This window comes from Achromobacter sp. 1012554356 (assembly GCF_059760815.1).
Genome location: NZ_JCBANC010000056.1, coordinates 18,910 through 42,993, shown reverse-complemented (window position 1 = coordinate 42,993; position 24,084 = coordinate 18,910). Strand labels below are relative to the sequence as shown.

Genomic DNA, 24,084 nt, shown 5'->3' with positions numbered 1-24,084 from the left:
ACAGCGCCCCAAACCAAAGACCCTCGCCGCACGGCGGCGCGGTCACCGTGGACGCGAGCGCCGTCGATGCGCCCGACGGAATCCGTAGGAGTCGCCGCAGGCGAGGACGAGGATGAGGATGGGGCAGACCGGAGCGAAGGCTCCGGACCGCAATCGTGGGCGATCGTGCCCACGGTGACCGCGGCGGCGGGCGACCTACGAAGACCATTGCCACCCGGGCCGGTGTCAGACACCCAGGAAAGATGACCTCAGCGTGAAGCACCGCCTAAGCGGGTGTCAGACACCCACATTGCCTCCGCTCGCCGAGACAACCCTTCAATTCACCTTCGCCCCAGACACCTCAACCGCCCTCTTCCAAGTCCCTAACTCCCGCTCAATATGCGCCCCAAACTCCGCCGGCGTCGACCCCACCACCTCATACCCATATCCCGCCAATTGCCCCTTCACCGCTGGCACTGACACCGCCTCCGCAATTCCCTTGCTGACTGCATCAACCACCGCCCCCGGCGTACCCGCCGGCGCCAATATCCCGTACCAGCCGTTGACGACGAAGTTGGGGACGGTTTCGGCGACGGTGGGGACGTCGGGCAGGAGCGGGGAGCGGTGTTCGCCGGTGACGGCGATTGCCTTGAGTTTGCCGGCCTGCACTTGCGGCAGCGAGGTCGAGATGCTGTCGAACATCAGCGACACTTCGCCGCCGAGCAGTGCGACGACGGCGGGGCCGCTGCCTTTGTAGGGGACGTGCATCATGTCGGCGCCCGTCTGGTGCTTGAACATCTCGGCGGCGAGGTGGCTGGTGTTGCCGTTGCCTGCGGACGCGAAGCTCAGCTTGCCGGGGTTGGCCTTGCCGTAGGCGATGAGTTCGGTGACGGTGTTGGCGGGTGTGGCGAGCGGTGCGGCGACGAGCATGGGCAGCGTGGCCACGAGGGAGACCGGGGCGAAGTCCTTGCGGGTGTCGTACGGCAGTGAGGGATAGAGGCTGGGATTGATGGTGTGGGCGGCGAGCACCATCAGGAGCGTGTAGCCATCGGGCTTGGCGCGGGCGAGTTGGGCGGAGGCGATGGCGCCGCCTGCGCCGGGCTTGTATTCGAGGACGACCGGCTGGCCCCACTGCTTCTGAAGTTCTGCGCCCAGTGGGCGCGCGAGCATGTCGGCGCTGCCGCCCGGCGGGTACGGGATCAGCAAGGTGATGGGCTTGTCGGGATAGGTTGGCGCGGCGTGGGCGACGGCGGCCGCGCCGAGGCACAGCGCAATTGCCGATCCGGCGGCCAGGGTTGAACGAATCATCGGTAGCTCCTTTGCCCGGCGCCGGGCGCTCCACGTTTACGCGTATCTCGGCACGCCCTCGCCGTCCACGGCGATGGTTCGCGGCGTTTGCGGAAAATGCAGCGGGGCTTCAGTGACCGACCGCAGGAAGTCTTCGGTCACGCCCGCCTTCATCGCGTGCACCTCCAAACCCACGGGCATGACGTCGATGACGGCGAGGTCTGTATAGATGCGCGATACCACGCCCTTGCCGGTGAGCGGATAAGTGCATTGCCGCAGGATCTTGGGCGTGCCGTCGCGGCCGCGGTGTTCCATGGTGACCAGCACCTGCTTGGCGCCGACGGCCAGGTCCATGGCGCCGCCGACGGCGGGGATGGCGTCGGTGGCGTCGGTTTTCCAGTTGGCCAGATCGCCGCGTTCGGACACCTGGAAGGCGCCGAGGACGGCATAGTCCAGGTGGCCGCCGCGCATCATGGCGAAGGAGATGGTGTGTTCGGTGATGGATGCGCCTTGCAGCAAGGTGATGGGCTGGCGGCTGGCGTTGATGAGATCGGGGTCGACCTCGTCGCCGTTGGCGGCGGGGCCCATGCCGAGGATGCCGTTCTCGCTGTGCAGCAGGATTTCGCGGCCGCTGGGCAGGTAGTCGCCGACCAGGGTAGGCATGCCGATCCCGAGGTTGACGATGGCGCCGTCGGGAATGTCGCTGGCCAGAAGCTGGGCGATCTGCTGGCGGGTCAGGCCGATGATGTCCTGCATGTCAGGCCTCCACGCGCACGACGGATTTCACGAAGATGCCCTGCGTCATGATCTGTTCTGGCGCCAGCGCGCCCAGCGGCACGATCTCGTCGACCTGCGCGATGGCGTGCGCCGCGGCCATGCACATGACGGGGTTGAAGTTGCGCGCGGCATGGCGGTACATGAGGTTGCCCCAGCGGTCGCCCAGATGCGCGCGGATGAGCGCGTAGTCGGCGCGCAGCGGCTGCTCGAGCACGTAGCCGATGCCGTCAATGACTTCCTGGCGCCGCCCCTCGGCCAGTTCGGTGCCATAGCCGGTGGGCGTGTAGAACGGACCGAGTCCCGCGCCCGCGGCGCGCAGCCGTTCGGCCAAAGTGCCTTGGGGCACGCATTCCAGTTCGACCTCGCCTGCGCGGTAGGCGCGCGCGAAGGCGTCGGAGTTGGGTGGGCGCGGGTGCGAACAGATGATCTTGCGGACCTGCTTGCGAACCAGCAGCGCGGCGATGCCGCGTTCGAACGTGCCGGCGTTGTTGGAGATGATGGTGAGGTTGCGCCGGCCGAGTTCCGCCAGGCAGTGCAGCAGCTCATAGGGCACGCCGGCCTCGCCGAAGCCGCCCACCAGCACGGATGCGCCGTCGGGGATGACGGCCACGGCCTGCGCCATGGATTCCTGAATCTTGTCGATCACCTATTGCTCCTGCACGAGACCCGCGGCGTCCACGATGCTTTTCCAGCGGACGCGTTCCTGGTCGATGAAGGCCGCGAACTCCGCGGGCGTGTTGCCGCCCGCCTGGCCGCCCATGGCCTTGAAGCGTTCGCTGATCTCGGGGCTGCGCACCACGTCGCGCGTGGCGGCGTAGAGTTTGTCGACGGCGTCTTGCGGCGTGCCCGCGGGCGCGACCAGGCCGAACCACGCGGTGACCACCATGTCCTTCACGCCGGCCTCGGCCATGGTCGGCACGTTCGGCAATTCGGCGAGGCGCTTGTCGCTGGTGACGGCCAGCGCACGCAGCTTGCCGGCCTGGATGTACGGCATGGAGCTGGGCAGGTTATCGATCATGAAGGTGAATTGCTGTCCGAGCAGCGCGGCCACGGCGGGGCCGGCGCCCTTGTAGGCGACGTGCGTGCCGGGGATGCCGGCGCGCTGCTTGAACATTTCGGCGGACAGGTGCGGCGACTGGCCCGCGCCGGAACTGCCGAAGGACACCTTGGCGGGGTCTTGCCTGACCTGCGCCAGCAGGTCCGCCACACTGCGGGCCGGCGAGGCCTCGTTGACGACGAGCACGTTGGGCACCGAGATCACGAGCGTGACAGGCGCGAAGTCGGCGGGCTTATAGGGCAGCGTCTTGTAAAGCGCGTAGTTGATGGCGTTGGGGCCGATGTTGCCCATCAGCAGCGTGTAGCCGTCGGGCTTGGCGCGCGCCAGCGCCTGCGCGCCGATGATGCCCGCGGCGCCGGCGCGGTTCTCGACGATGACCTGCTGGCCGAGCTTGGCGGCCAGCTTGTCGGCGATGAGGCGCGCCGAGATGTCCGTGGTGCCGCCCGGCGCGGCCGGGATGATGAGGGTGATGGGCCGTTCAGGCCAGGCCGCCTGCGCCGGGCTCGCGATGGCGATGGCCATCGCGCCGGCCGTCAGCCAGCGATGCGCACACATCATGCTTGTCTCCCTGCGTGACCATTGATTGGTCAACTCGTGAGCCCGAGTGTGGGCGCTGGGGTGGCAAATGCCTATTCCGGAATCCGGAGGTGTGGGTTCGCCTGCGCTGAAGATGGCGCCGGCGCCGAAGGGACCTCAGCGCAACTGGAAGCCGTCCGCCGCTTGCTGCAGGTGCTGCCACAGCCGCGCCAGCACAGCTCCGTGCGGCCTGTCGGCGCGCCGCGCGGCGACCAGCGTCTCGGTGGTCCCGGGCAGGCGGCGGCTGGCCAGGGACCGCAGGCGGCCGTCGCGCAATTCGTCCTCGATCAGAAAGCGCGGCAGATGGCCCCATCCCATCCCCTGCAGGATGATGTCCTTTTTCATGAGCTGGTCCGGCACGGTGCACCGCGCGGCGCCTTCGATCATGAAGTAGTCGCGCGGCGGCGTATGCCGGGCGGTGTCGCGCATGACGCACTGCGTGTAGCCGCGCAACGTGCGCGCGTCGATGCCCGCCGTGCCGGAATCGGGCAGATAGCCGGGCGCGGCGACCGGAAGGAATGGCACCTTGGCAAGGTCGAGCCATTCGATGCGCGGATCGGTCTTGTCCACGCGATGCAGGATCAGGTCGGCGTCGCCATCCAGCAGGCGCTCTTCGGGTCCGCCCACGGCCTCGACATGCAGATGCAGCCGCGTAGCCGGGCACGCCGAAAAAAAGCGGCTGAGCAGACCCAGCGTTTCTGCTCGCGGGCAGAAGTCGCCGATGACGACGTGCAGATCGCTTTCCTCGCCCATGGCCAGTTGCGCGGCATGGGTGCGCAAGCCGTCCAGTTCGCGCAGCAGCGGCTGTGACCGGCGGTGAAACGAGATGCCCGAGGCGGTCGGGGTGACGCGGTAGCCGCTGCGATCAAGCAGCGTCAGCCCCAGTTGCCGTTCCAGCTTGGCGACGGCGGCGAAGACGGCCGGGTGCGAGCGGTGCAACGTCGCGGCCGCCGCCTGGAATCCGCCGGCCCGCACCACCGCGTCGAAGCACTGCAGATCGTGCAGCGTGAAATCGCTCATTTCAGCTTTTCCGACAAAGACTGTCCGAAGTTTGTAGTTTTTTCTGGAAGGCGGCGCAACTACGCTGAAAGCCGTTTCTTTCCACGGAGACTTCCATGTCCACGCTTTCTTTCTTCACCACGGGCGACGGCGTGCGCGTCGCCTACCGCTTCGACGGCGACGCCGCCCTGCCCGTCCTCATCCTGTCGAACTCCATCGGCACCACGCTGCACATGTGGGATGCCGAGGTGGCCGCCTTATCGCGGTCCTTCCGCGTGCTGCGATACGACACGCGCGGCCACGGTGCGTCCGGCGTGCCGGAAGGCGCGTATTCGCTGGATCGGCTGGGCCGCGATGTGATCGAGCTGATGGATGCGCTGGATATCGCGCGGGCGCAGTTTCTGGGGTTGTCGCTGGGCGGCATGATCGGGCAGTGGCTGGGCGTGCATGCTTCTGATCGCATCGACCGGCTGATCCTGGCGAACACGTCGGACTATCTGGGCCCTGCTCCGCAATGGGACGCGCGCATCGCCGAGACCCTGCGGGCGCCCGACATGACGGAAATCGCCGAATCGTTCCTGGCCAACTGGTTTCCCGCGTCAATGCGGCAGGCAGGAGGGCCGGTGGTCGCCGTCTTTCGCGCCATGCTGCTGGCAACGGATCCGAAAGGGTTGGCGGGCGCTTTCGCGGCGGTGCGCGACATGGACCTGCGCCGCACGAACGCGTTGATCGACCGGCCGACGCTGGTGATCGCGGGCCGCGACGACACCGTGACGGCGGCCAGCCACGGCGAACGCATCGCGGCGACGGTGCCGGGCGCCGAATTGCGCATCCTGCCGGCGGTGCATCTGTCGAATGTGGAACGACCCGAGGAATTCCTGGATGCCGTGCTGACGTTCCTGGCGCAAGCCGATCGCGGCTGAGCTGACCGGCGCGCGGCGGGGCGGGTCCGCTTTACGCCCCCGCGCGCTCCCAGCGCCTTTGGATGGCCTTGGCCGCGACCACGCCGTCGGCCATCGATGTCACTACGCAGGGGTGCATGCGGTGCGCCACCTCGCCGATGGCGTAGATGTCGGGCACGCTGGTTTCGGCGGTGGCGAAGTCGGTGCGGATGTAGCCGCGCTCGTCGCGCGCCAGCCGCAGATCGTCGGCGAACGCGGCCTGCGGTTCCCAGCCGTAGAAGACAAGGATCAGGTCGTATTGCCGGCCGTCCACGCTGCGGGTGGCCGGATCGACCTTGTAGGGTCCGATGTGCACGCCGCCGGTCCCGGCGCGCGTGACCCATTGCTGCTGGGCGCGCACGCTGCGTGCGTACAGATGAACCGTGCGCGCGCCCCGGTTGCGTACGTAGACGAAGTTTTCGAAGGCGTTGTCGCCGCCGCCCAGGACGGCGACCGTCAGGCCGGAATAATCCTGCGCCACGATGGGCGAGCCGGGGCCGATCAGCACGCCCGGCCAGGACGCGGCCGGCGGGTGGTCGGGCAGACCCTTGGCGCGCACGCCGGAGGCGATGACCAGGGTGCGGGCGCGGGCCAGGACTTCCTGGCCGTCCGGGCCGGCAAGCGTGGTTTCGATGCCGCCCTTGCAGGGCCGCACCCCGGTGACGCGGGTTTCCAGCCGCAGGGGCACATTGGCGGCGCGCACGCTGGTGTCGATGTTGGCCGCCACCTGCTGGCCGGTCACGCCGGGCAACACGGCGATCCAGTCATCGGCGAACGGGTTGTCATTGCCCAGCCCGCCCAGGCGGGCGCTGGCCTCGACCAGCAGCGGGGACAGGCCCAGCCGGGCCAGCCAGAGGGCGCAGGAGGCGCCGGCCGGGCCGCCGCCTACAATGACCGAATCGTGCATCTGTTGCATTTCACCCCTTATTGACTGCGCCGGCGCCTTGCGGGCGCCCGGACATGGCCGAATTGTAGCCAGCGCGTCCTGCCATCCGCCGTCGCCTTACAATTCCGGCTATTCCACCCAGGTTTTCATCATGCCCACTCGCCGCATCATTCTTTCCGGCCTTGCGCTCGACGCCCGCATCGGCATCCTCGAGCACGAGCGCCGCGCCACCCAGCCCCTGCACGTCGATGCCGAATTCGACGTCGACATCCAACGCTCGGTGGACGACCACGATATCCACAGCGTGCTGGACTACCGCCGGCTGCGCGAGGCGATTGTCGAGGAATGCACGCAGGCGCACGTGAACCTGATCGAAACCCTGTCCGAACAAGTTGCCGCGCGCCTGCTGGCGGACTTCCAGGAAATCCGCGCGCTGCGCCTGCGCATCAGCAAGCCCATGGCCTTCTCCGACTGTGCGGCGGTGGGCGTGGAAATCCAGATCAATCGCTGACATGAACGATATCGCTTCCCCCGCCGTGCAATTTCGCACGCCCGCCGACGAAAAGGCGCGCCTCGAAGGCAACAAGCTGACCAAGCGGCTGGCGCGCGAGACCACGCGCGCCCTGTCCGACTACAACATGATCGAGGAAGGCGACCGCGTGATGGTCTGCCTGTCCGGCGGCAAGGATTCCTATGCCATGCTGGACATCCTGCTGCAGCTCCAGAAGCGCGCGCCGTTCAAGTTCGAACTGATCGCGGTGAACCTGGACCAGAAGCAGCCTGGCTTTCCCGATCACATCCTGCCGCAATACCTGAAGGAACTGGGCGTTCCCTTCCACATCGAGACGCAGGACACGTATTCGATCGTGACGCGCGTGCTGGAAGAGGGCAAGACGATGTGCTCGCTCTGTTCGCGGCTGCGCCGCGGCATCCTTTACCGCGTCGCCTCGGAACTGGGCGCCACCAAGATCGCGCTGGGCCATCATCGCGACGACATCCTGGCCACGTTCTTCCTGAACCTGTTCTACGGCGGCAAGGCCAAGGGCATGCCGCCCAAGCTGGTGTCCGACGACGGCCGCCACACGGTGATCCGCCCGCTCGCGTATGTGGTCGAGTCCGACCTGATCGCCTACGCCGAGCTCAAGCAGTTCCCCATCATTCCGTGCAATCTCTGCGGCTCGCAAGAGAACCTGAAGCGCAAGGAAGTGGGCCGCATGATCAAGGAATGGGACAAGCAGCACCCGGGCCGTTCCTGGAACGTGTTCAACGCGCTATCGCGCGTCGTGCCCTCGCACCTGATGGACCGCGACCTGTTCGACTTCGTGGGCTTGAAGCCCACGGGCGTGGCGGACGCCAACGGCGACACCGCATTTGATGCGGTCGATCCCACGGAAGACGCGGACGACGCATGTGGCGATACGCCGCCGGCGTTGGAGCCAGGCGCGATCATCGAGAAAAAGGTGATGTTCTCGCGCGGGTGATGCGCCGCCTAAAAGGCGAACCACCCGAATAAAAATGGGGCTGCGACAGGCAGCCCCATTTTTTTGCTTGGCGGTATCAGGCGTTCAGCACCCGGATCGGCGCACCCGCCGCCCAGGCCTTCACGGCTTCCAGGCAATTCTGGTAGAACGCCTCGAAGTTCTCGCGGCTGACGTAGCCCAGGTGCGGCGTGAGGATCACGTTGTCCAGATCGCGCACGTTGTCGGTGGGGGACAGCGGCTCTTCGGGGTAGACGTCCAGGCCGGCGCCGGCGATGCGGAACTTCACCAGGGCGTCCATCAGCGCGTCCTGGTCGACGAGACCGGCGCGCGAGGTATTCACCAGGTAGGCGGTCGGCTTCATCGCGGCCAGCGCGGTGGCATCCACCACGTGACGGCTACGGTCGGAAAGGATCAGGTGCAGGCTCACGACGTCGGACGTGGAAAAGAGTTCGTGCTTGTCCACACGCGTGACGCCGGCAGCCTGGGCGCGCTCGTCGGTCAGGTTGGGGCTCCAGGCCACGACGTCCATGCCGAAGGCCAGACCCACCTTGGCCACCGCGGCGCCCAGCTTGCCCAGGCCCACCACGCCCAGGCGCTTGCCGGCCAGCGGCTCAGGCATGGCCGTCTGCCACATGCCGCGGCGCATGGCGGCGTCTTCGGCGGGCAGGTGCTTGAAAAGCCCCAGGATGTGAGCCCAGGCGAGCTCTGCCGTGGCCGTGTTGGCGTCAGCGCTGCCGGGCGCGCCGGACACGACGATGCCCTGCGCGGCGCAGGCCTGCATGTCGATGGCGTTGTTGCGCATGCCGGTGGTGACCAGGAGGCGCAGCTTGGGCAGTGCGCGGATGCGCTCGGCGGGAAACGGCGTGCGCTCGCGCATGGCGACGATCACGTCGAAGGACTCGAGCGCGGCCTCGACCTGGTCGTCGGGGATGAAGCTGTTGAAGATCTGCACCTCGGCGTCACCGCCCAGCGAGGTCCAGTCCGCATAGCGCCGGGCTACGTCGTGGTAATCGTCGAGGATTGCGATTTTCAAGTCTTGTCTCCGGGAGGGATGGCGCGTGCCGCGCCACCCTTTTCCGGGCCGGCGCGACGTGCGCCGGTCAGTTCAAACGGGCCTTGAGCTGGTCCAGCGGCAGCGCGCCGCTGATGCGCGAGCCGTCGGCAAAGAACAGCGTCGGCGTGCCGCGCACCATCAGTTGCTGACCCAGCGCCAGCAGCTTGTCTTCGGGCACGTCGCAATCGGCGTTGGGCGGCGTCTTGCCGCGCAGCATCCAGTCGTCCCAGGTCTTGCCCTGGTCCTTGGCGCACCAGACGTTGCGCACCTTGACCTTGGAGTCCGGCGACAGGATGGGATAGAGGAAGGTGTAGACGGTCAGGTTGTCCACGCCTTCGAGCGTCTTGCGCAACTGCTTGCAGTAGCCGCAGTTGGGGTCTTCGAAGATCGCGACCTTGCGCGAGCCGTCGCCCTTGACTTGCTTGATCGCCAGGTCCAGCGGCAACTGGTCGAACGTGACGGCGCTGAGCTTTTCCTGGGATTCGCGGGTGACGTCGCGGCGCGTGGCGGCGTCGATCAGCGGACCTTCCATGACCCACGTCACGCCTTCGTCGGTGTAGATCAGGTCCATGCCGAGCTGCACTTCAAAGAGGCCATAAGGCGTGCGGCGCACGGTCGTGACGTTCATGCCGGAAAAGCGCTGCTGAAAGCGTTCCTTGACGGCGGCCGACTGGGGATCGAGTTCGGTGGTGGAGACGCTTTTTTCGCCCTTGGCCGCCTCGCCCACGGACTGCGTGGAGACGGACTTCGCGCCCTGCGCGTGGGCCGTGGCGGACAGGCCGATACCCGCGGCGAGGAAACAGGCCGCCAGGGTGGCGGGTATGCGGAATTTCATCGGTACTCCTGGTCTTGTCAGTCGTGTGCTCAGCCGGAAAGCGTAACCGATCCGGGGCGGGCGGCCGCGGCAGGCGGCGAGCGGCGGGCATGCGGATCGCTATCAGACGGCCGCCGGCCCGCGCAGGTTCCCCTACCCGGGCTCGCCGGCTGCCTAATTGGCGGACGCCCCCGCGATCAGCCGGCGCTTGATCAGCGGCGCGCCTTCGACCCAATGCATGCCGGCGTTGCGCAGCCAGACGAGCGGCGTCGCCTTCGATCCAAACAGCTTGTGCAGGCCGTCGGTGGCCAAGCGCATGGCCAGGACCGGCTCGGCGCGCGCCCGCTGGTAGCGGTGCAGCACGCGCAGGTCGCCGGCCTGGCGGTAGGGTTCACGTTCGGCGACGATGCGCGCCAGCGCCTCGACGTCGCCCAGCCCCAGATTCAGGCCCTGGCCCGCCAGCGGGTGCAGGCGGTGCGCGGCGTCTCCGGCCAGCGCAATGCCGGGGGCCACCATCTGGGCGCGTTCCAGCGTCAGCGGAAAACCGTGCAGCTTGCTGCGGACCTTCAGGCGGCCCAGCCGCCCTTCGGCAGCCTGGGCCAGCAGGGCCTCCAGGCGGGCGGTTTGCGCTTCCTGGGGCAGTTCGAGCAGTTGCTGGGCCAGTTCGCTGCGCATGGACCACACCATGGACACCTGCGGACCGTCCGCGGTGTCGGGCAGCGGCAGCAGCGCCAGCACGCCGTCGTCGCGGAACCATTGGATCGCGGTGCCCTGGTGCGGCAGTTCCGCGTCCAGATGCACGACGAGTCCGGTGTCGTTGTAGGACTGGGCTTCGTGCTTCATCCCGGCCGCCTCGCGCAGCGGCGAAGCCGCGCCGTCGGCGCCGACAAAGAGTTCGGCCTGGATGCGCGCGCCGCTTTCGGTGTCGACAGCGCCGTTCTGGTAGCCGGTGCAGCGGTCTTCCAGCCAGGCGATGCCGAACATGCGCACGGCCTGGATCAGGACGCGCTCGATCTCGCCGGATTCGACGATCCAGGCCAGTTGCGGCAGCGCCGCCTGCCAGGCGTTCAGGTTGACCTGGCCGTCCGCGTCGCCGTGGATCTCCATGGCCTGCACCGGCATCAGCCGCGACGCGGGCATGCCGTCCCACACGCCGATGTCGGCCAGAAAGCGCTGGCTGGCTGGCGAAATGGCGTAGACGCGGGGGTGATAGCGGTTGGGATCGGCGGGCGGCACGGCGGCGCGCGGCGCCAGCACGGCCACGCGCTGGCCGCGGCGGGCCAGCGCCAGCGCGGTGGACAGGCCGACGATGCCGGCCCCGCAAACTACGATCTGATGGCTCATCGTGCGGAAGGCTCCCCGGCCTGTTTGGGCCACAGCAGCCACATCTGGCCGCGTTGCTTCATGCGGCCCGCCTGCTGGCCGGCTTCTTCGCCGTAACCCCAGTAGAAGTCGGCGCGCGCCGCCCCGCGGATGGCGGTGCCGGTGTCCTGGGCGAACACCAGGCGCTGCAGGGGCCGGTCCGACGCGGGATAGGTGGTGGACAGGAACAGCGGCGTGCCGAGCGGCACGAAGGTTGCGTCCACCGCCACCGAGCGCCGCGGCGCGAGCGGAATGGCGTAGGCGCCCTTGGGCCCTTGTTCGGGGTCGATGACCGCCTCTTCACGGAAGAACACCACGGCCGGATTGGCGTTGAGCATTTCAGGCACGCGCTTGGGATTGCGCTGCGCCCAGGCCCGGATGTTCTGCATGGACGCCTGGTCGGCGGTGAGTTCGCCGCGGTCGATCAGCCAGCGGCCGATGGACACGTACGGCTGGCCGTTGTGGTCGGCGTAGGCGACGCGGATGGTCTTGCCGGCGTCGGGGCCGTCGGTCAGCTGCACGCGGCCGGAGCCCTGGACCTGCAGGAAGAAATTGTCCACGGGATCGTCCACCCAGACCACCACGGGCGGGCGGCGGCCGGACGACGATTCGATGGCGGCGCGCGTGTCGTACGGCACGACGCGCTTGCCGTCGAGCTTGCCGCGCACGCGCTTGCCGGCCAGGTCGGGGTAGACGGAACCCAGGTCGATCGTCAGCAGGTCGGCGGGCACCGCGTACAGCGGCCATTGGTAGACGCCGCCCTGACGGCGCGATCCGCGCACCAAGGGTTCGTAGTATCCCGTCACCGTATTGGTGGCCGGCTTGCCGTCGGCCGCGTTCAGGCGCCAGGGTTGCAGGTAAGTCTGCAGGAAACGGCGCACGCCTTCGGCGTCGCCGGCGGCGGGCGCGCGGGCCGGATCGATGGCGGCGGCGCAGACCGGCTGCCAGGCGCGCGGCGTGGCACGCGCGGGCGCAGCCAGGTTGCCGCTGGTGGGCCGCATCAGCCCCTTGCAGTTGCGCAGGAACAGGGGCCAGAACTGGGATAGATCGTCGGCGCTCCAGCCGGGCAGCTCGGACCAGTTGGCTGGCTTCAGCTTGCCAGCCAGCGCGCGCGGCGCGGTGTCGGGCAGCGAGCCCAGCGGCGGCACGACGAGCGGGCCGTCCGCTGCGGGCGGACGCGCGCCGGGCGTGGCGGGCAGGCCGGATTCAGGGGGAATATCCGAGGGGGTGGAACATGCCGCCAGCAGGATCGACAGCACGGACAGGCTAAGAATGCGCTTCATGTGCAGAGGGAAAAACGTGCAACGGAAGGCCGGACCATACTCAGTGCAAGGTGCGCGGCATGGCCAGGACGAATTCGGTGATCGGCACTTCGAACGGAATGCCGTTCTCGCCGACGCAGTGGTAGATGCCGCGCATCGTGCCCACCGGCGTGGGCAGGGGACAGCCGCTGGTGTACTCGAAGGTCTCGCCCGGGGCCAGGAGGGGCTGCTGCCCCACGATGCCCAGGCCGCGCACTTCCTGCACGCGCTGGTTGCCGTCGGTGATGATCCAGTGGCGGCTGATCACCTGCGCGGGATGTTCGCCGGTATTGGTGATGCGGACGGTGTAGGCGAACACGAATTGCTGTTCGCCGGGGTCGGACTGTTCGGGCACGAAGCGCGGAGAGACAGAGACGCTCAGGTCGTAAGGTTTCACAGTCCTTCCCTGTGTGACTGAGCGCGGGCGGCGCAACGTTGGCGCCCACGCTTGAAAGACGGAATTTCAGGCGCGCCAACCGGGGCATACCCGCTGCGGCGCCTCAAACTGCAATAATGGCACATTATGCCCTCCCCGACCCCGAACATCATGTCCAAGCAAACGGCCTCCACCCGCATTACTCCCAGCATCCTGTCGGCTGACTTCGCCCGGCTGGGCGAGGAAGTCCGCAACGTCGTCGCCGCCGGCGCCGACTGGATCCACGTGGACGTGATGGACAACCACTATGTCCCCAACCTGACGATCGGCCCGATGGTCTGTGCCGCGATCCGCCCCCACGTTGAGGTGCCGATCGACGTGCACCTGATGGTCGAACCCGTGGACGCGCTGGTGCCGCAGTTTGCCAAGGCCGGCGCCGACTACATCAGCTTCCACCCCGACGCGAGCGCCCACGTGGACCGCACGCTGTCCCTGATCCGCGAAAGCGGCTGCAAGGCCGGTCTGGTCTTCAATCCCGCCACGCCGCTGTCCTACATGGACTACGTGATGGACAAGATCGACCTGGTGCTCATCATGTCGGTGAACCCGGGGTTTGGCGGCCAAAGCTTCATCCCGGCGGCGCTCACCAAGCTGCGCGAGGCCCGCGCCCGCATCGACGCGTGGATGCAGGCCGGCGGCCAGGAGATCGTTCTGCAGGTGGACGGCGGCGTCAAGATCGACAACATCGCCGAAATCCGCGCCGCGGGCGCGGACACGTTCGTGGCCGGCTCGGCCATCTTCGGCAAGCCGGATTACGCCGGCATCATCAAGGCCATGCGCGACCAGATCGCCATTGGCGAAACCACCGCCGTCTGAGGAATTCGACATGACCGCTTTTCGCGCCGCGCTGCTGGACCTGGACGGTACCCTGCTCGACTCCATTCCCGATCTGGCGTTTGCCGCCAACGCCATGCGCGTTGAACTTGGCATGATCGCGCTGCGCGAGGACGTGGTGGCCACGTTCGTCGGCAAGGGTGTGGATAACCTGGTGCGGCGCAGCCTGGCCGGATCGCTCGATGCCGCCGACCCGTCGCCCGACGAATTCCAGCGCGCCCGCGAGGCCTTCTACCGCCATTACCACCTGGTGAACGGCGAGCGCGCGCAGGTCTACCCGGGCGTGATCGAAGGCCTCAAGCTCATGCGCGACCAGGGCCTGAAGCTGGCCGTGGTCACCAACAAGCCCACGGAATTCACCTTGCCGCTCTTGCAGCGCACGGGGCTGGCGGGCTTTTTCGAGGCCGTGGTGTGCGGCGACACCTGCGAGCGCCGCAAGCCCGATCCCGACCAGATCCACCATGCGTGCGACCTGATGGGCGTGGGTGTGACCGAGGCCGTGACGATCGGCGATTCGATCAACGACGCGCAGGCCGGCCGCAGCGCGGGCACGCAGGTCCTGGTGGTGCCGTATGGCTACAACGAAGGCCGTGACGTGCGCGAGCTGGATGTCGATGGTATAGTTGACACGCTTGTTGACGCCGCCCAGTGGGTCGCGCTCTGGAATCAGAACCAGAACGCCGCAAAAGTCCCCGCCTGATCAGCGTCGCAACCCAAGCACGAATTTACTACCGCGTACTCTATTACCGAACCGCTCAATGAACGTTTCCATCCAGAACCAAATGCTCGGCGCCTCGTGGCGTTGGTGGCGTTTGTCTTCCGGGTGGCGATGATTCCCCTTCCCGGCCCTAGACGCGACCTTGCCGCCTAGCGCCGACACTGTGTAAACAGCGCCCAACCCGGAACCAGTCAACTGGACCGGGTTTTTTGTTGCGTGCCCGGTCCGAAAGCAGACACCGCTTACGAGACCCGACATGACCGAAATCGAATTCAAGGCCCTTGCGGCACAAGGCTACAACCGCATTCCGCTGGTGGCCGAGACCTACGCCGATCTGGACACCCCGCTTGGCATCTACCTGAAGCTGGCGCATTCGGGCCCCTTGGCCGGCCGCATGACCTGCCTGATGGAATCCGTGGTGGGCGGCGAGCGCTTCGGCCGCTATTCGTTCATCGGCCTGCCCGCGCGCACGGTGATCCGCGCCAGCGGCACGCGCACCGAGGTGCTGCACGACGGCAAGGTCGCCGAGACGCACGATGGCGATCCGCTGGCCTTCATCGAGCAATACCAGAGCCGCTTCAAGGTCGCGCTGCGCCCGGGCATGCCGCGCTTCTGCGGCGGCCTGGCCGGTTACTTCGGCTACGACACCGTGCGCCACATCGAGCCGTGCCTGGGTCCCGCGGTCAAGCCGTTTCCGGCCGGCATGGAAGGCGGCACGCCCGACCTGATGCTGATGCACGTGGACGAGCTGGTCATCGTCGACAACCTGGCCGGCCGCATCTACCTGATGGTCTACGCGGATCCCAGCCAGCCCGAGGCCTACAGCCGTGCGCAGCAGCGCCTGACCGACCTGCGCGCGCGCCTGCGCCGCCCCGTGGAGATTCCGTACAGCCACGCCAGCATGCAGACCGAGGAACGGCGCGATTTCAAGAAAGAGGACTACCTGGCGGCCGTGCTGCGCGCAAAGGAACATATCGCCGCCGGCGATCTGATGCAGGTCCAGATCGGCCAGGTCATCGCCAAGCCCTTCCGCGATTCGCCGCTGTCCCTCTACCGCGCCCTGCGGTCGCTCAATCCCTCCCCCTATATGTACTTCTGGAACTTCGGTGATTTCCAGGTGGTGGGCGCGTCGCCCGAGATTCTGGTGCGCCAGGAGCGCACGGTGGAAAACGGCGAGCCGAAGTCGCAGATCACGATCCGTCCGCTGGCGGGCACGCGCAAGCGTGGCGGCACGCCCGAGGAAGACGCGGCGCTGGCGGCCGAACTGAAGGCGGACCCGAAGGAAATCGCCGAACACGTCATGCTGATCGACCTGGCGCGCAACGATGTGGGCCGCGTCGCGCAGGTGGGCTCGGTGAAGGTCAGCGACACCATGGTCATCGAGCGCTATTCGCACGTGATGCATCTGGTGTCGAACGTGACCGGCACCCTGAACCCCGGCATGAGCAGCATGGACGTGCTGCGCGCCTCGTTCCCGGCCGGCACGCTGACGGGCGCCCCCAAGGTCGAGGCCATGAAGATCATCGACGAACTGGAACCCGTGCGCCGCGGCATCTACGGCGGCGCGGCCGGCTACCTGAGCTACGGCGGCGAGATGGACGTGGCGATTGCGATCCGCACCGGCGTCATCAAGGACGGCACGCTGTACGTGCAGGCGGCCGCCGGCATCGTGGCCGATTCGAACCCCGAAGCCGAATGGGCCGAGACCGAAGCCAAGGCGCGCGCCGTGCTGCGCGCGGCCGAGCAGGTGCAGCACGGCCTGGACGAACCCATCTGAGGCCCCGGCCCAACCGAATTACCGCCCGGGCCGCTGAACGGCCCAGAGGAGAAAAAAATGCTGTTGATGATCGACAACTACGATTCCTTTACCTACAACCTGGTGCAGTACTTTGGCGAGCTGGGCGTGGACGTGCGCGTGGCGCGCAACGACCAGATCACGCTCGATGAAGTGGCTGCGCTCAATCCCGACCAGATCTGCGTGTCGCCCGGTCCGTGCTCGCCGGCCGAGGCCGGCATCTCGGTGCCGCTGATCCAGGCGTATGCCGGCAAGAAGCCCATTCTGGGCGTGTGCCTGGGCCACCAGGCCATCGGCGCGGCCTTCGGGGGCGACATCGTGCGCGCGCAGCAGATCATGCACGGCAAGACGATCCAGCTTTCGCACACGGGCACTGACATATTTGAAGGCCTGCCGACGCCGTACACTGTCATCCGCTACAACTCGCTGACCATCGACCCGGCCACCCTGCCTGATTGCCTGGCGGTCACCGCGACGGCGCCGGACGGCGACATCATGGGCGTGCGGCACAAGACGCTGCCGTTGTACGGGGTACAGTTCCACCCCGAATCCGTACTGAGCGAGCACGGCCACGCCTTGCTGCGCAACTTCCTGAACCTCGCCTAAGAAGGACGCACCGTGACGATTTCCCCCTCCGAAGCGCTGACGCGCTGCATCGAACACCGCGAAATTTTCCACGACGAAATGCTGCACCTGATGCGCATGCTGATGCGCGGCGAGATGTCGCCGCAGATCGCCAGCGCGCTCTTGATGGGCCTGCGCGTCAAGAAGGAAACCGTTGGCGAGATCACCGCCGCGGCTCAGGTCATGCGCGAGTTCGCCACGCCCGTGGTCACGCCCAACCCGAACGACCTGCTGGACATGTGCGGCACGGGCGGCGACGGCAGCCACACGTTCAACATTTCCACGACCGCAATGTTCGTCGCGGCCGCGGCCGGCGTGCCCATTGCCAAACACGGCAACCGCAGCGCCTCGTCGTCCAGCGGCAGCGCCGACGTGCTGGAGGCGCTGGGCGCCAACCTGGTGCTGACGCCGGAGCAGGTGGCCGAATGCATCCAGGAGACCGGCATCGGTTTCATGTTTGCGCCCGCCCACCACGGCGCGATGAAGAACGTGGCCGCGGTGCGCAAGGAACTGGCCGTGCGCACGATCTTCAACATCCTGGGTCCGCTGACCAACCCGGCCGGCGCCGCCAACCAGTTGATGGGCGTCTTCCACCCCGACCTCGTCGGCATTCAGGTTCGCGTGCTGGAACGCCTGGGTTCGCGCCATGTACTGGTCGTGCACGGCAAGGACGGCATGGACGAGGCCTCGCTGGGCGGAGCCACGATGGTCGGCGAACTGAAGGACGGCGTGGTCCGCGAGTATGAAATCCATCCCGAGGACTACGGGCTATCCATGATGTCCAACCGGAGCATCAAGGTGTCCAATCGCGAGCAGTCGCGCGAGCTTGTCATAGAGGCGCTGGAGAATGTCGAGGGCGCGGCCAGAGACATCGTCGCCCTGAACGCCGGGCTCGCCATCTATGCCGGCAACAAAGCCGATTCCATTCCCGAAGCCTTAGCGCTAGCATTTGAACTAATTTCCACCGGCGCGGCGCGAGCCAAGCTGGAAGAATTCTGCGCATACACCCGGACATTCCAGAAATGAACGATATTCTCGCGAAGATCCTCGCCGTCAAAGCTGAGGAAGTCGCCGCCGCACGCCAGATGCGCAGCGAAGCCGAAGTCCTGCGCGAAGCGCAGGCGCGCCAGGACGTGCGCGGTTTCGCCCAGGCCATCGAAGACAAGATCTCGCAAGGCAAAGCCGGCGTCATCGCTGAAATCAAGAAAGCCTCGCCCTCGAAGGGCGTCATCCGCGAGGGCTTTGCGCCCGCCGAGATCGCCGCTACCTACGCCGTGCACGGCGCGGCCTGCCTGTCCGTGCTGACGGACGTGCAGTTCTTCCAGGGCTCGCACGACCACCTGCGCCAGGCGCGGGCCGCGTGCGCGCTGCCGGTGCTGCGCAAGGACTTCGTGATCGATCCCTATCAGATCGTCGCGGCGCGTGCGATGGGCGCCGACTGCGTGCTGCTGATCGTGGCCGCGCTCACCCCCGCGCAACTGCGCGACTACGAAACGCTGGCGATCGAACTGGGCATGGACGTGCTGGTCGAGGTGCACGACGCCCAGGAGCTGGATGTCGCGCTTACGCTCAAGACGCCGCTCCTGGGCATCAACAACCGCAACCTGCGCACATTCGAAACCAGCCTGCAAACCACGCTGGACCTTTTGCCGCGCATCCCGGCCGGCAAACGCGTGGTGACCGAAAGCGGCATCCTCAAGCCGGAAGACGTGAAGCTGATGCGCGACCACAAGGTCGACGCGTTCCTGGTGGGCGAAGCGTTCATGCGCGCCAAGGATCCGGGTGCGGAACTGGCGCGTCTGATCGGCTGATCGCCCGCTGCGCGTTCCTGCACCGGTTATTTCGGGCGCGCCAGGCCCAATGCGGCGGCGCGCCGGTACACCGTGCTGCGGTGCACGCCCAACGCGCGCGCCGCGCGGCTGACACTGCCGCCGTTTTCGGCCAATGCGCCGCGGATGGCGGCATCCGTCATGGCGTGCAGAGCGCCGCTTGCGCTGGCCGGTGCGGGCGCTGAGGTTGCCGCGCCGGACGGCTGCGCGTCGATCTTCGGGGCGCTCGCTGCACCGCGCAATTGCGCCGGCAGCATGTCTGCATCCACCCTGCCCGCCGGTCCCGCCAGCACATGCAACGTGCGCAGCACAGATGCCAGTTGGCGGTAATTGCCTGGCCACGAATACGCCGCGAGAACGGCTTCGATGGCGGGTGGCAGCGCGGGACCCGCGCCTTGCGCCGCCCACAGCTCGCGCAGCAATTCCAGGCGGTCGGCCCGCGCACGCAGGGGCTCGAGCGTGACGGTGTATTCGGCAATCCGGAAGTACAGGTCAGGACGCACCGGTGCATCCAGGCCTTCATGCGCAAGTGGCCGATGCGTCGCGCACACCAAGGTGAAGTCCACCCGCACGGGCCGCGCCGCGCCCAAGGGCGAGACCTCGCGCGTCTGCAGCACACGCAGCAGGCGCGATTGCAGCAGCAGCGGCATGTCGCCGATCTCGTCCAGGAACAGCACGCCGCCGTGCGCCTGCCGCAACAGGCCCTTGCTGCCCTGACGGCGCGCACCGGTGAAGGCCCCGTCTTCGTAGCCGAACAATTCCGATTCGATCAGGCTTTCCGGCAAGGCGGCGCAGTTCACCGCCACGAAGGGGCCGGCCGCGCGTTGGCCGCGCGCATGGATCTGCCGCGCAAACACCTCCTTGCCCACGCCCGTTTCGCCCTGCAGCAGGATCGACACGCCGGCGTCCGCCAGATGCACGGCGCGCGCCAGCGCGCCTAGCGTCGCGGCATCGAAGCTGGGGGCCGGCGTTCTGGCCAGCGCACCGGGCGTGCGCGACGCGGGTGCGGCGGGCGGTTGCGGGGCGCGCGTGCGCGGCATGCGCAGCCGCGCGTGATAGACCGCGCCCGTCCGCGCATGTACCCTGCCCGAGGCATCCGGGCATCGTTCGATGTCGCCGTCGAACACGTCCGCGTAGCGGTACACGCCCAGCGCGGTCGCCGCCAGTGCCAGCGCCTGCAGCGCGCGCCGGTTGGCGCCGATGAGCAGGTCGCCCTGGAATGCCAGCAGCGCTTCGCCGGGCTGGCCCAGCCCGGCCGGGTCGGCATGCAGGCGCAGCACGGTGCATTGTTCATAAGCGCTTTCGAACAATTGATGTTCAATGCGGTCCACCGCCCCGCGCACCAGCGCCAGCGCATCGGGGCGCACGTCGCGGGCCTGGCTGGAGAGATCGAGCACGCCCAGCGTGCGGCCTTCACTGTCGGTGATGGGGACGGCAGCGCAGGTCAGGATGCGGTTGGGTTCGAAATAGTGTTCGGCGCCGTGCACGGCGATGGGCCGGCCTTCGACCAGCGCAGTGCCGATGGCATTGGTGCCGGCGGCGGCTTCGTCCCACGGCGCGCCGGGCATCAGGGCCACGCGCGAGGCCCGATGCGCAAAGCCCGTATCGCCGTCCGAGTCCAGCACCAGGCCCTGCGCGTCCGACAGAATGACGAGGTTGCCGCTGCCGCCGGCCTGGCGGCGCAGGTAGGCGATGGCGGGTTCGGACAGGCGGCGCAGCGCTTCGTTGCGCTGCTGGGCTTCGCGCAGTTCGCCCTGCGTCATGAGCTCGGCGCGGCGCACGCCGCGCATGTCAAAGCCCAGGTCGGCGCAGCGGCGCCAGGAACGCAGGATGGGTTCGGCAACCATGCCGCCCGGCACCGCGCCCTGCTGGTTGAAGAGCAGCCGCGCCTGCGTCAGCGTCTGCCGACCGGAGTGAGAAGCCATGTATGTCTCCTAGGACCGGCGTTCTGCGACGCCTGTGCTGCGACACCTGTTGCGCGACAACGTCGCGGATTGCGACATTGAAAAACTACTTTCGCACGCGTGCGGCAGGCTGTCCAGCCGGGATGCCCCGACTGGCATGCGTTTTGCTTGATACCGGACAGGCAGTCCACTGCCGCCATTCCAACGATACGGAGACAAGCATGGATATCGCGACCCGCGTTACCCCGGAGACCTACGGCACCCGCCTGGACCTCAAGACGCAGTACGACAATTTCATCGACGGCAAATGGCAGTCGCCCGCGGATGGCGAATACTTCGACAACGTCACGCCGGTCACGGGCCAGACTCTCAGCCGCAACGCGCGCTCGAAAGAGCGCGACATCGAACTGGCGCTGGACGCCGCGCACCGCGCCGCGCCGAAATGGGGTTCGACCCCGGCTGCCGAACGCGCCCGCATGCTGATGAAGATCGCGGACGTGATGGAAGCCAACCTGGAACGCCTGGCCACGGCGGAAACCTGGGACAACGGCAAGCCCATCCGCGAAGCCCGCGCGGCCGACATCCCGCTGGCCATCGACCACTTCCGCTACTTCGCCTCGTGCATCCGCAGCCAGGAAGGCGGGCTATCCGAGATCGACCACGACACCGTTGCTTACCACTTCAACGAACCGCTGGGCGTGGTCGGTCAGATCATCCCGTGGAACTTCCCCATCCTGATGGCCGCGTGGAAGCTTGCGCCTGCGCTGGCGGCGGGCAATTGCGTGGTGCTGAAACCCGCCGAGCAGACGCCGCTGGGCATCCTGCTTCTGATGGAACTGATCGGCGACATCCTGCCCCCGGGCGTCGTGAACGTCGTGACCGGCTTCGGGCTGGAAGCGGGCAAGCCGCTGGCATCCAGCAAGCGCATCGCCAAGATCGCCTTCACCGGAGAGACCACCACCGGCCGGCTGATCATGCAGTACGCGTCGCAGAACATCATCCCCGTCACACTGGAACTGGGCGGCAAGTCACCCAACATCTTCTTTGCGGACGTGGCGGCGCAGGACGACGACTTCCTGGACAAGGCGGTTGAGGGCTTCGTCATGTTCGCGCTGAACCAGGGCGAAGTGTGCACGTGCCCCAGCCGCGCGCTGATCCAGGAATCGCTCTACGACAAGTTCATGGAACGCGCCCTGAAACGCGTGGCCGAGATCAAGCAAGGCAACCCGCTGGATGCCGACACCATGCTGGGCGCGCAGGCCTCCGCCGAGCAGCTCGAGAAGATCCTGTCCTATCTGGACATCGGCAAGCAGGAAGGCGCGGACGTGCTGGCGGGCGGCTCGCGCGCGCAGATGCAAGGCGGGCTGGAAGGCGGCTACTACGTGCAGCCCACGGTGTTCAAGGGCCACAACAAGATGCGCGTGTTCCAGGAAGAAATCTTCGGGCCGGTCGTGGCGGTCACCACGTTCAAGGACGCCGATGATGCGCTGGCGCTGGCCAACGACACGCTGTACGGCCTGGGCGCCGGCGTGTGGTCGCGCGATGCCAACACGTGCTACCGCATGGGCCGCGCGATCAAGGCGGGACGCGTATGGACCAACTGCTATCACGCCTATCCGGCGCACGCGGCATTCGGCGGCTACAAGCAATCGGGCATCGGGCGTGAGAACCACAAGATGATGCTCAACCACTATCAGCAGACGAAGAACCTGCTGGTGAGCTATTCGCCTAAGAAGCTGGGGTTCTTCTGATCTGCCAGGCTTCTCCGCCTATCCCACGCCGCTTGCGCGGCCAACCTGCGCGCCGGGTCCGCCCGGCGCGCTCGCAGAGGAATCCCGCCATGCCAGAGCACACGCCACGCGTGGTTGCGACCGACGAGGCGCGCCAGCTGATCGACACCCTGCGCGCCAAGCACGGGCCGCTGATGTTTCACCAATCCGGCGGCTGCTGCGACGGCAGCTCGCCCATGTGTTATCCACAGGGCGAGTTCATGGTGGGCGGCTCGGACGTGCTGTTGGGCGATCTGGAAGGTTGCCCATTCTGGATCGGCGAAGACCAGTTCGCTTACTGGGAACACACCCAGCTTGTCATCGACGCCGTGCCCGGACGCGGCGGGGCGTTTTCGCTGGACAGCGCGGAAGGCAAGCGGTTTCTCTTGCGGTCGCGGCTGTATTCCGACGAAGAGTGGGCGAATGTCGGGCCGGTGACGAAGGGCTAGCGCGCCTTATCCGCGTTTGCCGTGGCCACCGCCCTTGGACAGGGTGTCGTCCTGAAGGCCGGCGCGTTCGGCCTGTTTCCATTGGAAGGACACCCGCCGGATGCGGGCGGCGCGAAATTGCGTGAACGAGCGGCCGCCCGGCATGGGCGCGCCGCGATAGGCGCTGCTTGCGTTTTTCATTGCTGATGATGCGTTGACGAAGAAACTTTTGATGCGGGGCCGGCGAGGTGCGGCCGGCGAGGTGGGACCGGCTAGGTGTGCGCCCGCGGCGGCCAGGCGTTGGATGGCGCGGTGCGGCGCGTCCAGTCCAGCGCGTCTTCCAGGCGGTCGTTGCCCCAGAACATTTCGCCCTCCACGAAGAACGTGGGCGCGCCGAACACGCCGAGGTTGCGCGCGCGGTCCACCTGCTTGCGCAGCGCTTCCTTGGCGCCTTCGGTCTTGGCGCGGGCGATCAATGCATCGGCATCCAGCGACAGGCCAATGAGCAGATCGCGCACGACGTCTTCGGACTGAATATCCAGGTCATGCTGAAAATTCGCGCGGAACACCGCGACGCAGAAATCGCGGCCCCAGGGCTCGTCCTGGCCCAGCAACGCGATGCGCGCGGGCAGCACGCTCATGCGGGGAAAGAGGCGCGGACGGTTGTAGACCACGCCGTACTTCTCGGCCAGGCGGGCGATATCGCGCATCATGTACGCGCCCTTGCCCGGAAACAGCCGGAACGGCGTGTCGTTCCAGCCCTGCGCCTGGAAGATCGGCCCCAGCAGAAATGGCCGCAGATCGACCTTGACCTCGACCTCGCGCGCAAGCGTGTCGATGCGCTCGATCGCCAGATAGCTGTACGGGCTGGCGAAATCGAACCACATTTCGATGCGGGGCGTATCGGGCAAGGACGCGGTCATGTCAGGGACTCCGGTTGTAACGCGACCTGCGCATCCGGCAGGCCGCTGAGGACGACGTCGCGATCGCTGTGCACGGTCAGGGATTCGCCCGCTTGCAGCACGCTGTCATCGAAGCGGCGGTATTCGGAGATCCACACGGTGCCGGCGTGACACACGATGCGCAAGCCTGAAGCGCGCTTGAGCAGCATAGTCGAGCCGCCGGCCAAACGGAATGACATTCCCGCAGTGCAACATAACTGGATCATGGCGACCCTCCCGGCCGCAGCAGCGGCGATCGCGGCGGATGACCGCGATTCCGTCCGAGTCACCC

General features: G+C 67.2%; 26 protein-coding genes. 11 read left to right on the top strand and 15 right to left on the bottom strand.

Annotated features, from left to right (window positions below):
* Positions 1-315: 315 nt before the first annotated feature.
* From AC6LJW_RS23525 to AC6LJW_RS23505, 5 genes are all read right to left on the bottom strand, one after another.
* A complete protein-coding gene (locus AC6LJW_RS23525; protein WP_056564926.1) occupies positions 316-1,287 on the bottom strand; it encodes a Bug family tripartite tricarboxylate transporter substrate binding protein in 972 nt (323 codons plus the stop codon).
* Positions 1,288-1,323: 36 nt separating this feature from the next.
* Entirely contained in the window at positions 1,324-2,022 is a 699-nt protein-coding gene (locus AC6LJW_RS23520) for a 3-oxoacid CoA-transferase subunit B (protein ID WP_056564929.1), read from the bottom strand.
* A gap of 1 nt (position 2,023) precedes the next feature.
* Positions 2,024-2,689 carry a 3-oxoacid CoA-transferase subunit A gene (locus AC6LJW_RS23515; protein WP_498088394.1) on the bottom strand — a complete coding sequence of 222 codons (666 nt, stop codon included), beginning with the start codon at positions 2,687-2,689 and terminating at the stop codon, positions 2,024-2,026.
* Positions 2,690-3,658: a Bug family tripartite tricarboxylate transporter substrate binding protein gene (locus AC6LJW_RS23510; protein ID WP_498088393.1), complete on the bottom strand. Its 969-nt coding sequence runs from the start codon at positions 3,656-3,658 to the stop codon at positions 2,690-2,692.
* Positions 3,659-3,793: 135 nt separating this feature from the next.
* Positions 3,794-4,696: a LysR family transcriptional regulator gene (locus tag AC6LJW_RS23505; RefSeq protein ID WP_498088392.1), complete on the bottom strand. Its 903-nt coding sequence runs from the start codon at positions 4,694-4,696 to the stop codon at positions 3,794-3,796.
* Between the two features lie 95 nt (positions 4,697-4,791).
* Here AC6LJW_RS23505 and pcaD point away from each other — a divergent pair, with 95 nt between their 5' ends.
* A complete protein-coding gene (gene pcaD / locus AC6LJW_RS23500; RefSeq protein WP_498088391.1) occupies positions 4,792-5,598 on the top strand; it encodes a 3-oxoadipate enol-lactonase in 807 nt (268 codons plus the stop codon).
* 31 nt (positions 5,599-5,629) lie between these two features.
* Here pcaD and AC6LJW_RS23495 read toward each other — a convergent pair whose 3' ends face one another.
* Complete coding sequence (locus AC6LJW_RS23495) at positions 5,630-6,532, bottom strand: NAD(P)/FAD-dependent oxidoreductase (RefSeq protein WP_056565004.1); 903 nt, start codon at positions 6,530-6,532, stop codon at positions 5,630-5,632.
* Between the two features lie 121 nt (positions 6,533-6,653).
* On the opposite strand from AC6LJW_RS23495, the gene folB reads away from it, so the two are divergent.
* The gene (folB, locus tag AC6LJW_RS23490) at positions 6,654-7,013 is read left to right on the top strand and encodes a dihydroneopterin aldolase (protein WP_056565007.1); all 360 of its coding nucleotides are present in this window, start codon (positions 6,654-6,656) and stop codon (positions 7,011-7,013) included.
* Position 7,014: 1 nt separating this feature from the next.
* Positions 7,015-7,983, top strand: a complete 969-nt coding sequence (ttcA, locus tag AC6LJW_RS23485) for a tRNA 2-thiocytidine(32) synthetase TtcA (RefSeq protein WP_498088390.1) — start codon at positions 7,015-7,017, stop codon at positions 7,981-7,983.
* A 76-nt stretch (positions 7,984-8,059) separates the two neighbouring features.
* Here the strand turns inward: ttcA and AC6LJW_RS23480 are convergent, their stop codons facing one another.
* The 5 genes from AC6LJW_RS23480 to apaG form a co-directional block, all read right to left on the bottom strand.
* The gene (locus AC6LJW_RS23480; RefSeq protein WP_498088389.1) at positions 8,060-9,016 is read right to left on the bottom strand and encodes a D-2-hydroxyacid dehydrogenase family protein; all 957 of its coding nucleotides are present in this window, start codon (positions 9,014-9,016) and stop codon (positions 8,060-8,062) included.
* A 67-nt stretch (positions 9,017-9,083) separates the two neighbouring features.
* Positions 9,084-9,872: a DsbC family protein gene (locus tag AC6LJW_RS23475; RefSeq protein WP_498088388.1), complete on the bottom strand. Its 789-nt coding sequence runs from the start codon at positions 9,870-9,872 to the stop codon at positions 9,084-9,086.
* A gap of 153 nt (positions 9,873-10,025) precedes the next feature.
* Positions 10,026-11,195, bottom strand: a complete 1,170-nt coding sequence (locus AC6LJW_RS23470; protein ID WP_498088387.1) for a UbiH/UbiF family hydroxylase — start codon at positions 11,193-11,195, stop codon at positions 10,026-10,028.
* Entirely contained in the window at positions 11,192-12,496 is a 1,305-nt protein-coding gene (mltA, locus tag AC6LJW_RS23465; RefSeq protein WP_056565021.1) for a murein transglycosylase A, read from the bottom strand. Before mltA ends, AC6LJW_RS23470 begins: the two co-directional genes overlap by 4 nt.
* Positions 12,497-12,536: 40 nt before the next feature.
* Complete coding sequence (gene apaG, locus AC6LJW_RS23460) at positions 12,537-12,911, bottom strand: Co2+/Mg2+ efflux facilitator ApaG/CorD (RefSeq protein WP_056565024.1); 375 nt, start codon at positions 12,909-12,911, stop codon at positions 12,537-12,539.
* Positions 12,912-13,037: 126 nt separating this feature from the next.
* Between apaG and rpe the strand changes: the two genes are divergently transcribed.
* From rpe to trpC, 6 genes are all read left to right on the top strand, one after another.
* A complete protein-coding gene (gene rpe, locus AC6LJW_RS23455; RefSeq protein ID WP_056565028.1) occupies positions 13,038-13,766 on the top strand; it encodes a ribulose-phosphate 3-epimerase in 729 nt (242 codons plus the stop codon).
* Positions 13,767-13,776: 10 nt separating this feature from the next.
* A complete protein-coding gene (locus AC6LJW_RS23450) occupies positions 13,777-14,484 on the top strand; it encodes a phosphoglycolate phosphatase (RefSeq protein ID WP_056565032.1) in 708 nt (235 codons plus the stop codon).
* 274 nt (positions 14,485-14,758) lie between these two features.
* A complete protein-coding gene (trpE, locus tag AC6LJW_RS23445; RefSeq protein WP_056565035.1) occupies positions 14,759-16,279 on the top strand; it encodes an anthranilate synthase component I in 1,521 nt (506 codons plus the stop codon).
* A gap of 57 nt (positions 16,280-16,336) precedes the next feature.
* Positions 16,337-16,903 carry an aminodeoxychorismate/anthranilate synthase component II gene (locus AC6LJW_RS23440; protein WP_056565038.1) on the top strand — a complete coding sequence of 189 codons (567 nt, stop codon included), beginning with the start codon at positions 16,337-16,339 and terminating at the stop codon, positions 16,901-16,903.
* Between the two features lie 12 nt (positions 16,904-16,915).
* Positions 16,916-17,947 carry an anthranilate phosphoribosyltransferase gene (gene trpD, locus AC6LJW_RS23435; RefSeq protein ID WP_056565041.1) on the top strand — a complete coding sequence of 344 codons (1,032 nt, stop codon included), beginning with the start codon at positions 16,916-16,918 and terminating at the stop codon, positions 17,945-17,947.
* On the top strand, positions 17,944-18,732 hold the full coding sequence (trpC, locus tag AC6LJW_RS23430; RefSeq protein WP_056319280.1) for an indole-3-glycerol phosphate synthase TrpC: 789 nt from the start codon (positions 17,944-17,946) through the stop codon (positions 18,730-18,732). The genes trpD and trpC overlap by 4 nt, the downstream gene beginning before the upstream one ends.
* A gap of 26 nt (positions 18,733-18,758) precedes the next feature.
* Here the strand turns inward: trpC and AC6LJW_RS23425 are convergent, their stop codons facing one another.
* Positions 18,759-20,675 (bottom strand): sigma-54-dependent Fis family transcriptional regulator, encoded by a 1,917-nt coding sequence (locus tag AC6LJW_RS23425; protein WP_056565044.1) that lies wholly within the window; start codon positions 20,673-20,675, stop codon positions 18,759-18,761.
* A 200-nt stretch (positions 20,676-20,875) separates the two neighbouring features.
* Here AC6LJW_RS23425 and adh point away from each other — a divergent pair, with 200 nt between their 5' ends.
* Together adh and AC6LJW_RS23415 are read left to right on the top strand one after the other, a co-directional pair.
* Positions 20,876-22,405 carry an aldehyde dehydrogenase gene (adh, locus tag AC6LJW_RS23420; protein WP_498088385.1) on the top strand — a complete coding sequence of 510 codons (1,530 nt, stop codon included), beginning with the start codon at positions 20,876-20,878 and terminating at the stop codon, positions 22,403-22,405.
* Between the two features lie 89 nt (positions 22,406-22,494).
* On the top strand, positions 22,495-22,872 hold the full coding sequence (locus AC6LJW_RS23415; protein WP_056565049.1) for a DUF779 domain-containing protein: 378 nt from the start codon (positions 22,495-22,497) through the stop codon (positions 22,870-22,872).
* Between the two features lie 6 nt (positions 22,873-22,878).
* Here the strand turns inward: AC6LJW_RS23415 and AC6LJW_RS23410 are convergent, their stop codons facing one another.
* The 3 genes from AC6LJW_RS23410 to AC6LJW_RS23400 all read right to left on the bottom strand — a co-directional run bounded on the left by AC6LJW_RS23410 (position 22,879) and on the right by AC6LJW_RS23400 (position 23,992).
* Positions 22,879-23,052, bottom strand: coding sequence for a hypothetical protein (locus AC6LJW_RS23410; RefSeq protein ID WP_175123724.1), 174 nt, complete (start codon positions 23,050-23,052; stop codon positions 22,879-22,881).
* A 71-nt stretch (positions 23,053-23,123) separates the two neighbouring features.
* Positions 23,124-23,774 (bottom strand): 2-hydroxychromene-2-carboxylate isomerase, encoded by a 651-nt coding sequence (locus AC6LJW_RS23405; protein WP_498088384.1) that lies wholly within the window; start codon positions 23,772-23,774, stop codon positions 23,124-23,126.
* On the bottom strand, positions 23,771-23,992 hold the full coding sequence (locus AC6LJW_RS23400; protein ID WP_498088383.1) for a DUF2917 domain-containing protein: 222 nt from the start codon (positions 23,990-23,992) through the stop codon (positions 23,771-23,773). Before AC6LJW_RS23400 ends, AC6LJW_RS23405 begins: the two co-directional genes overlap by 4 nt.
* Positions 23,993-24,084 lie beyond the last annotated feature (92 nt).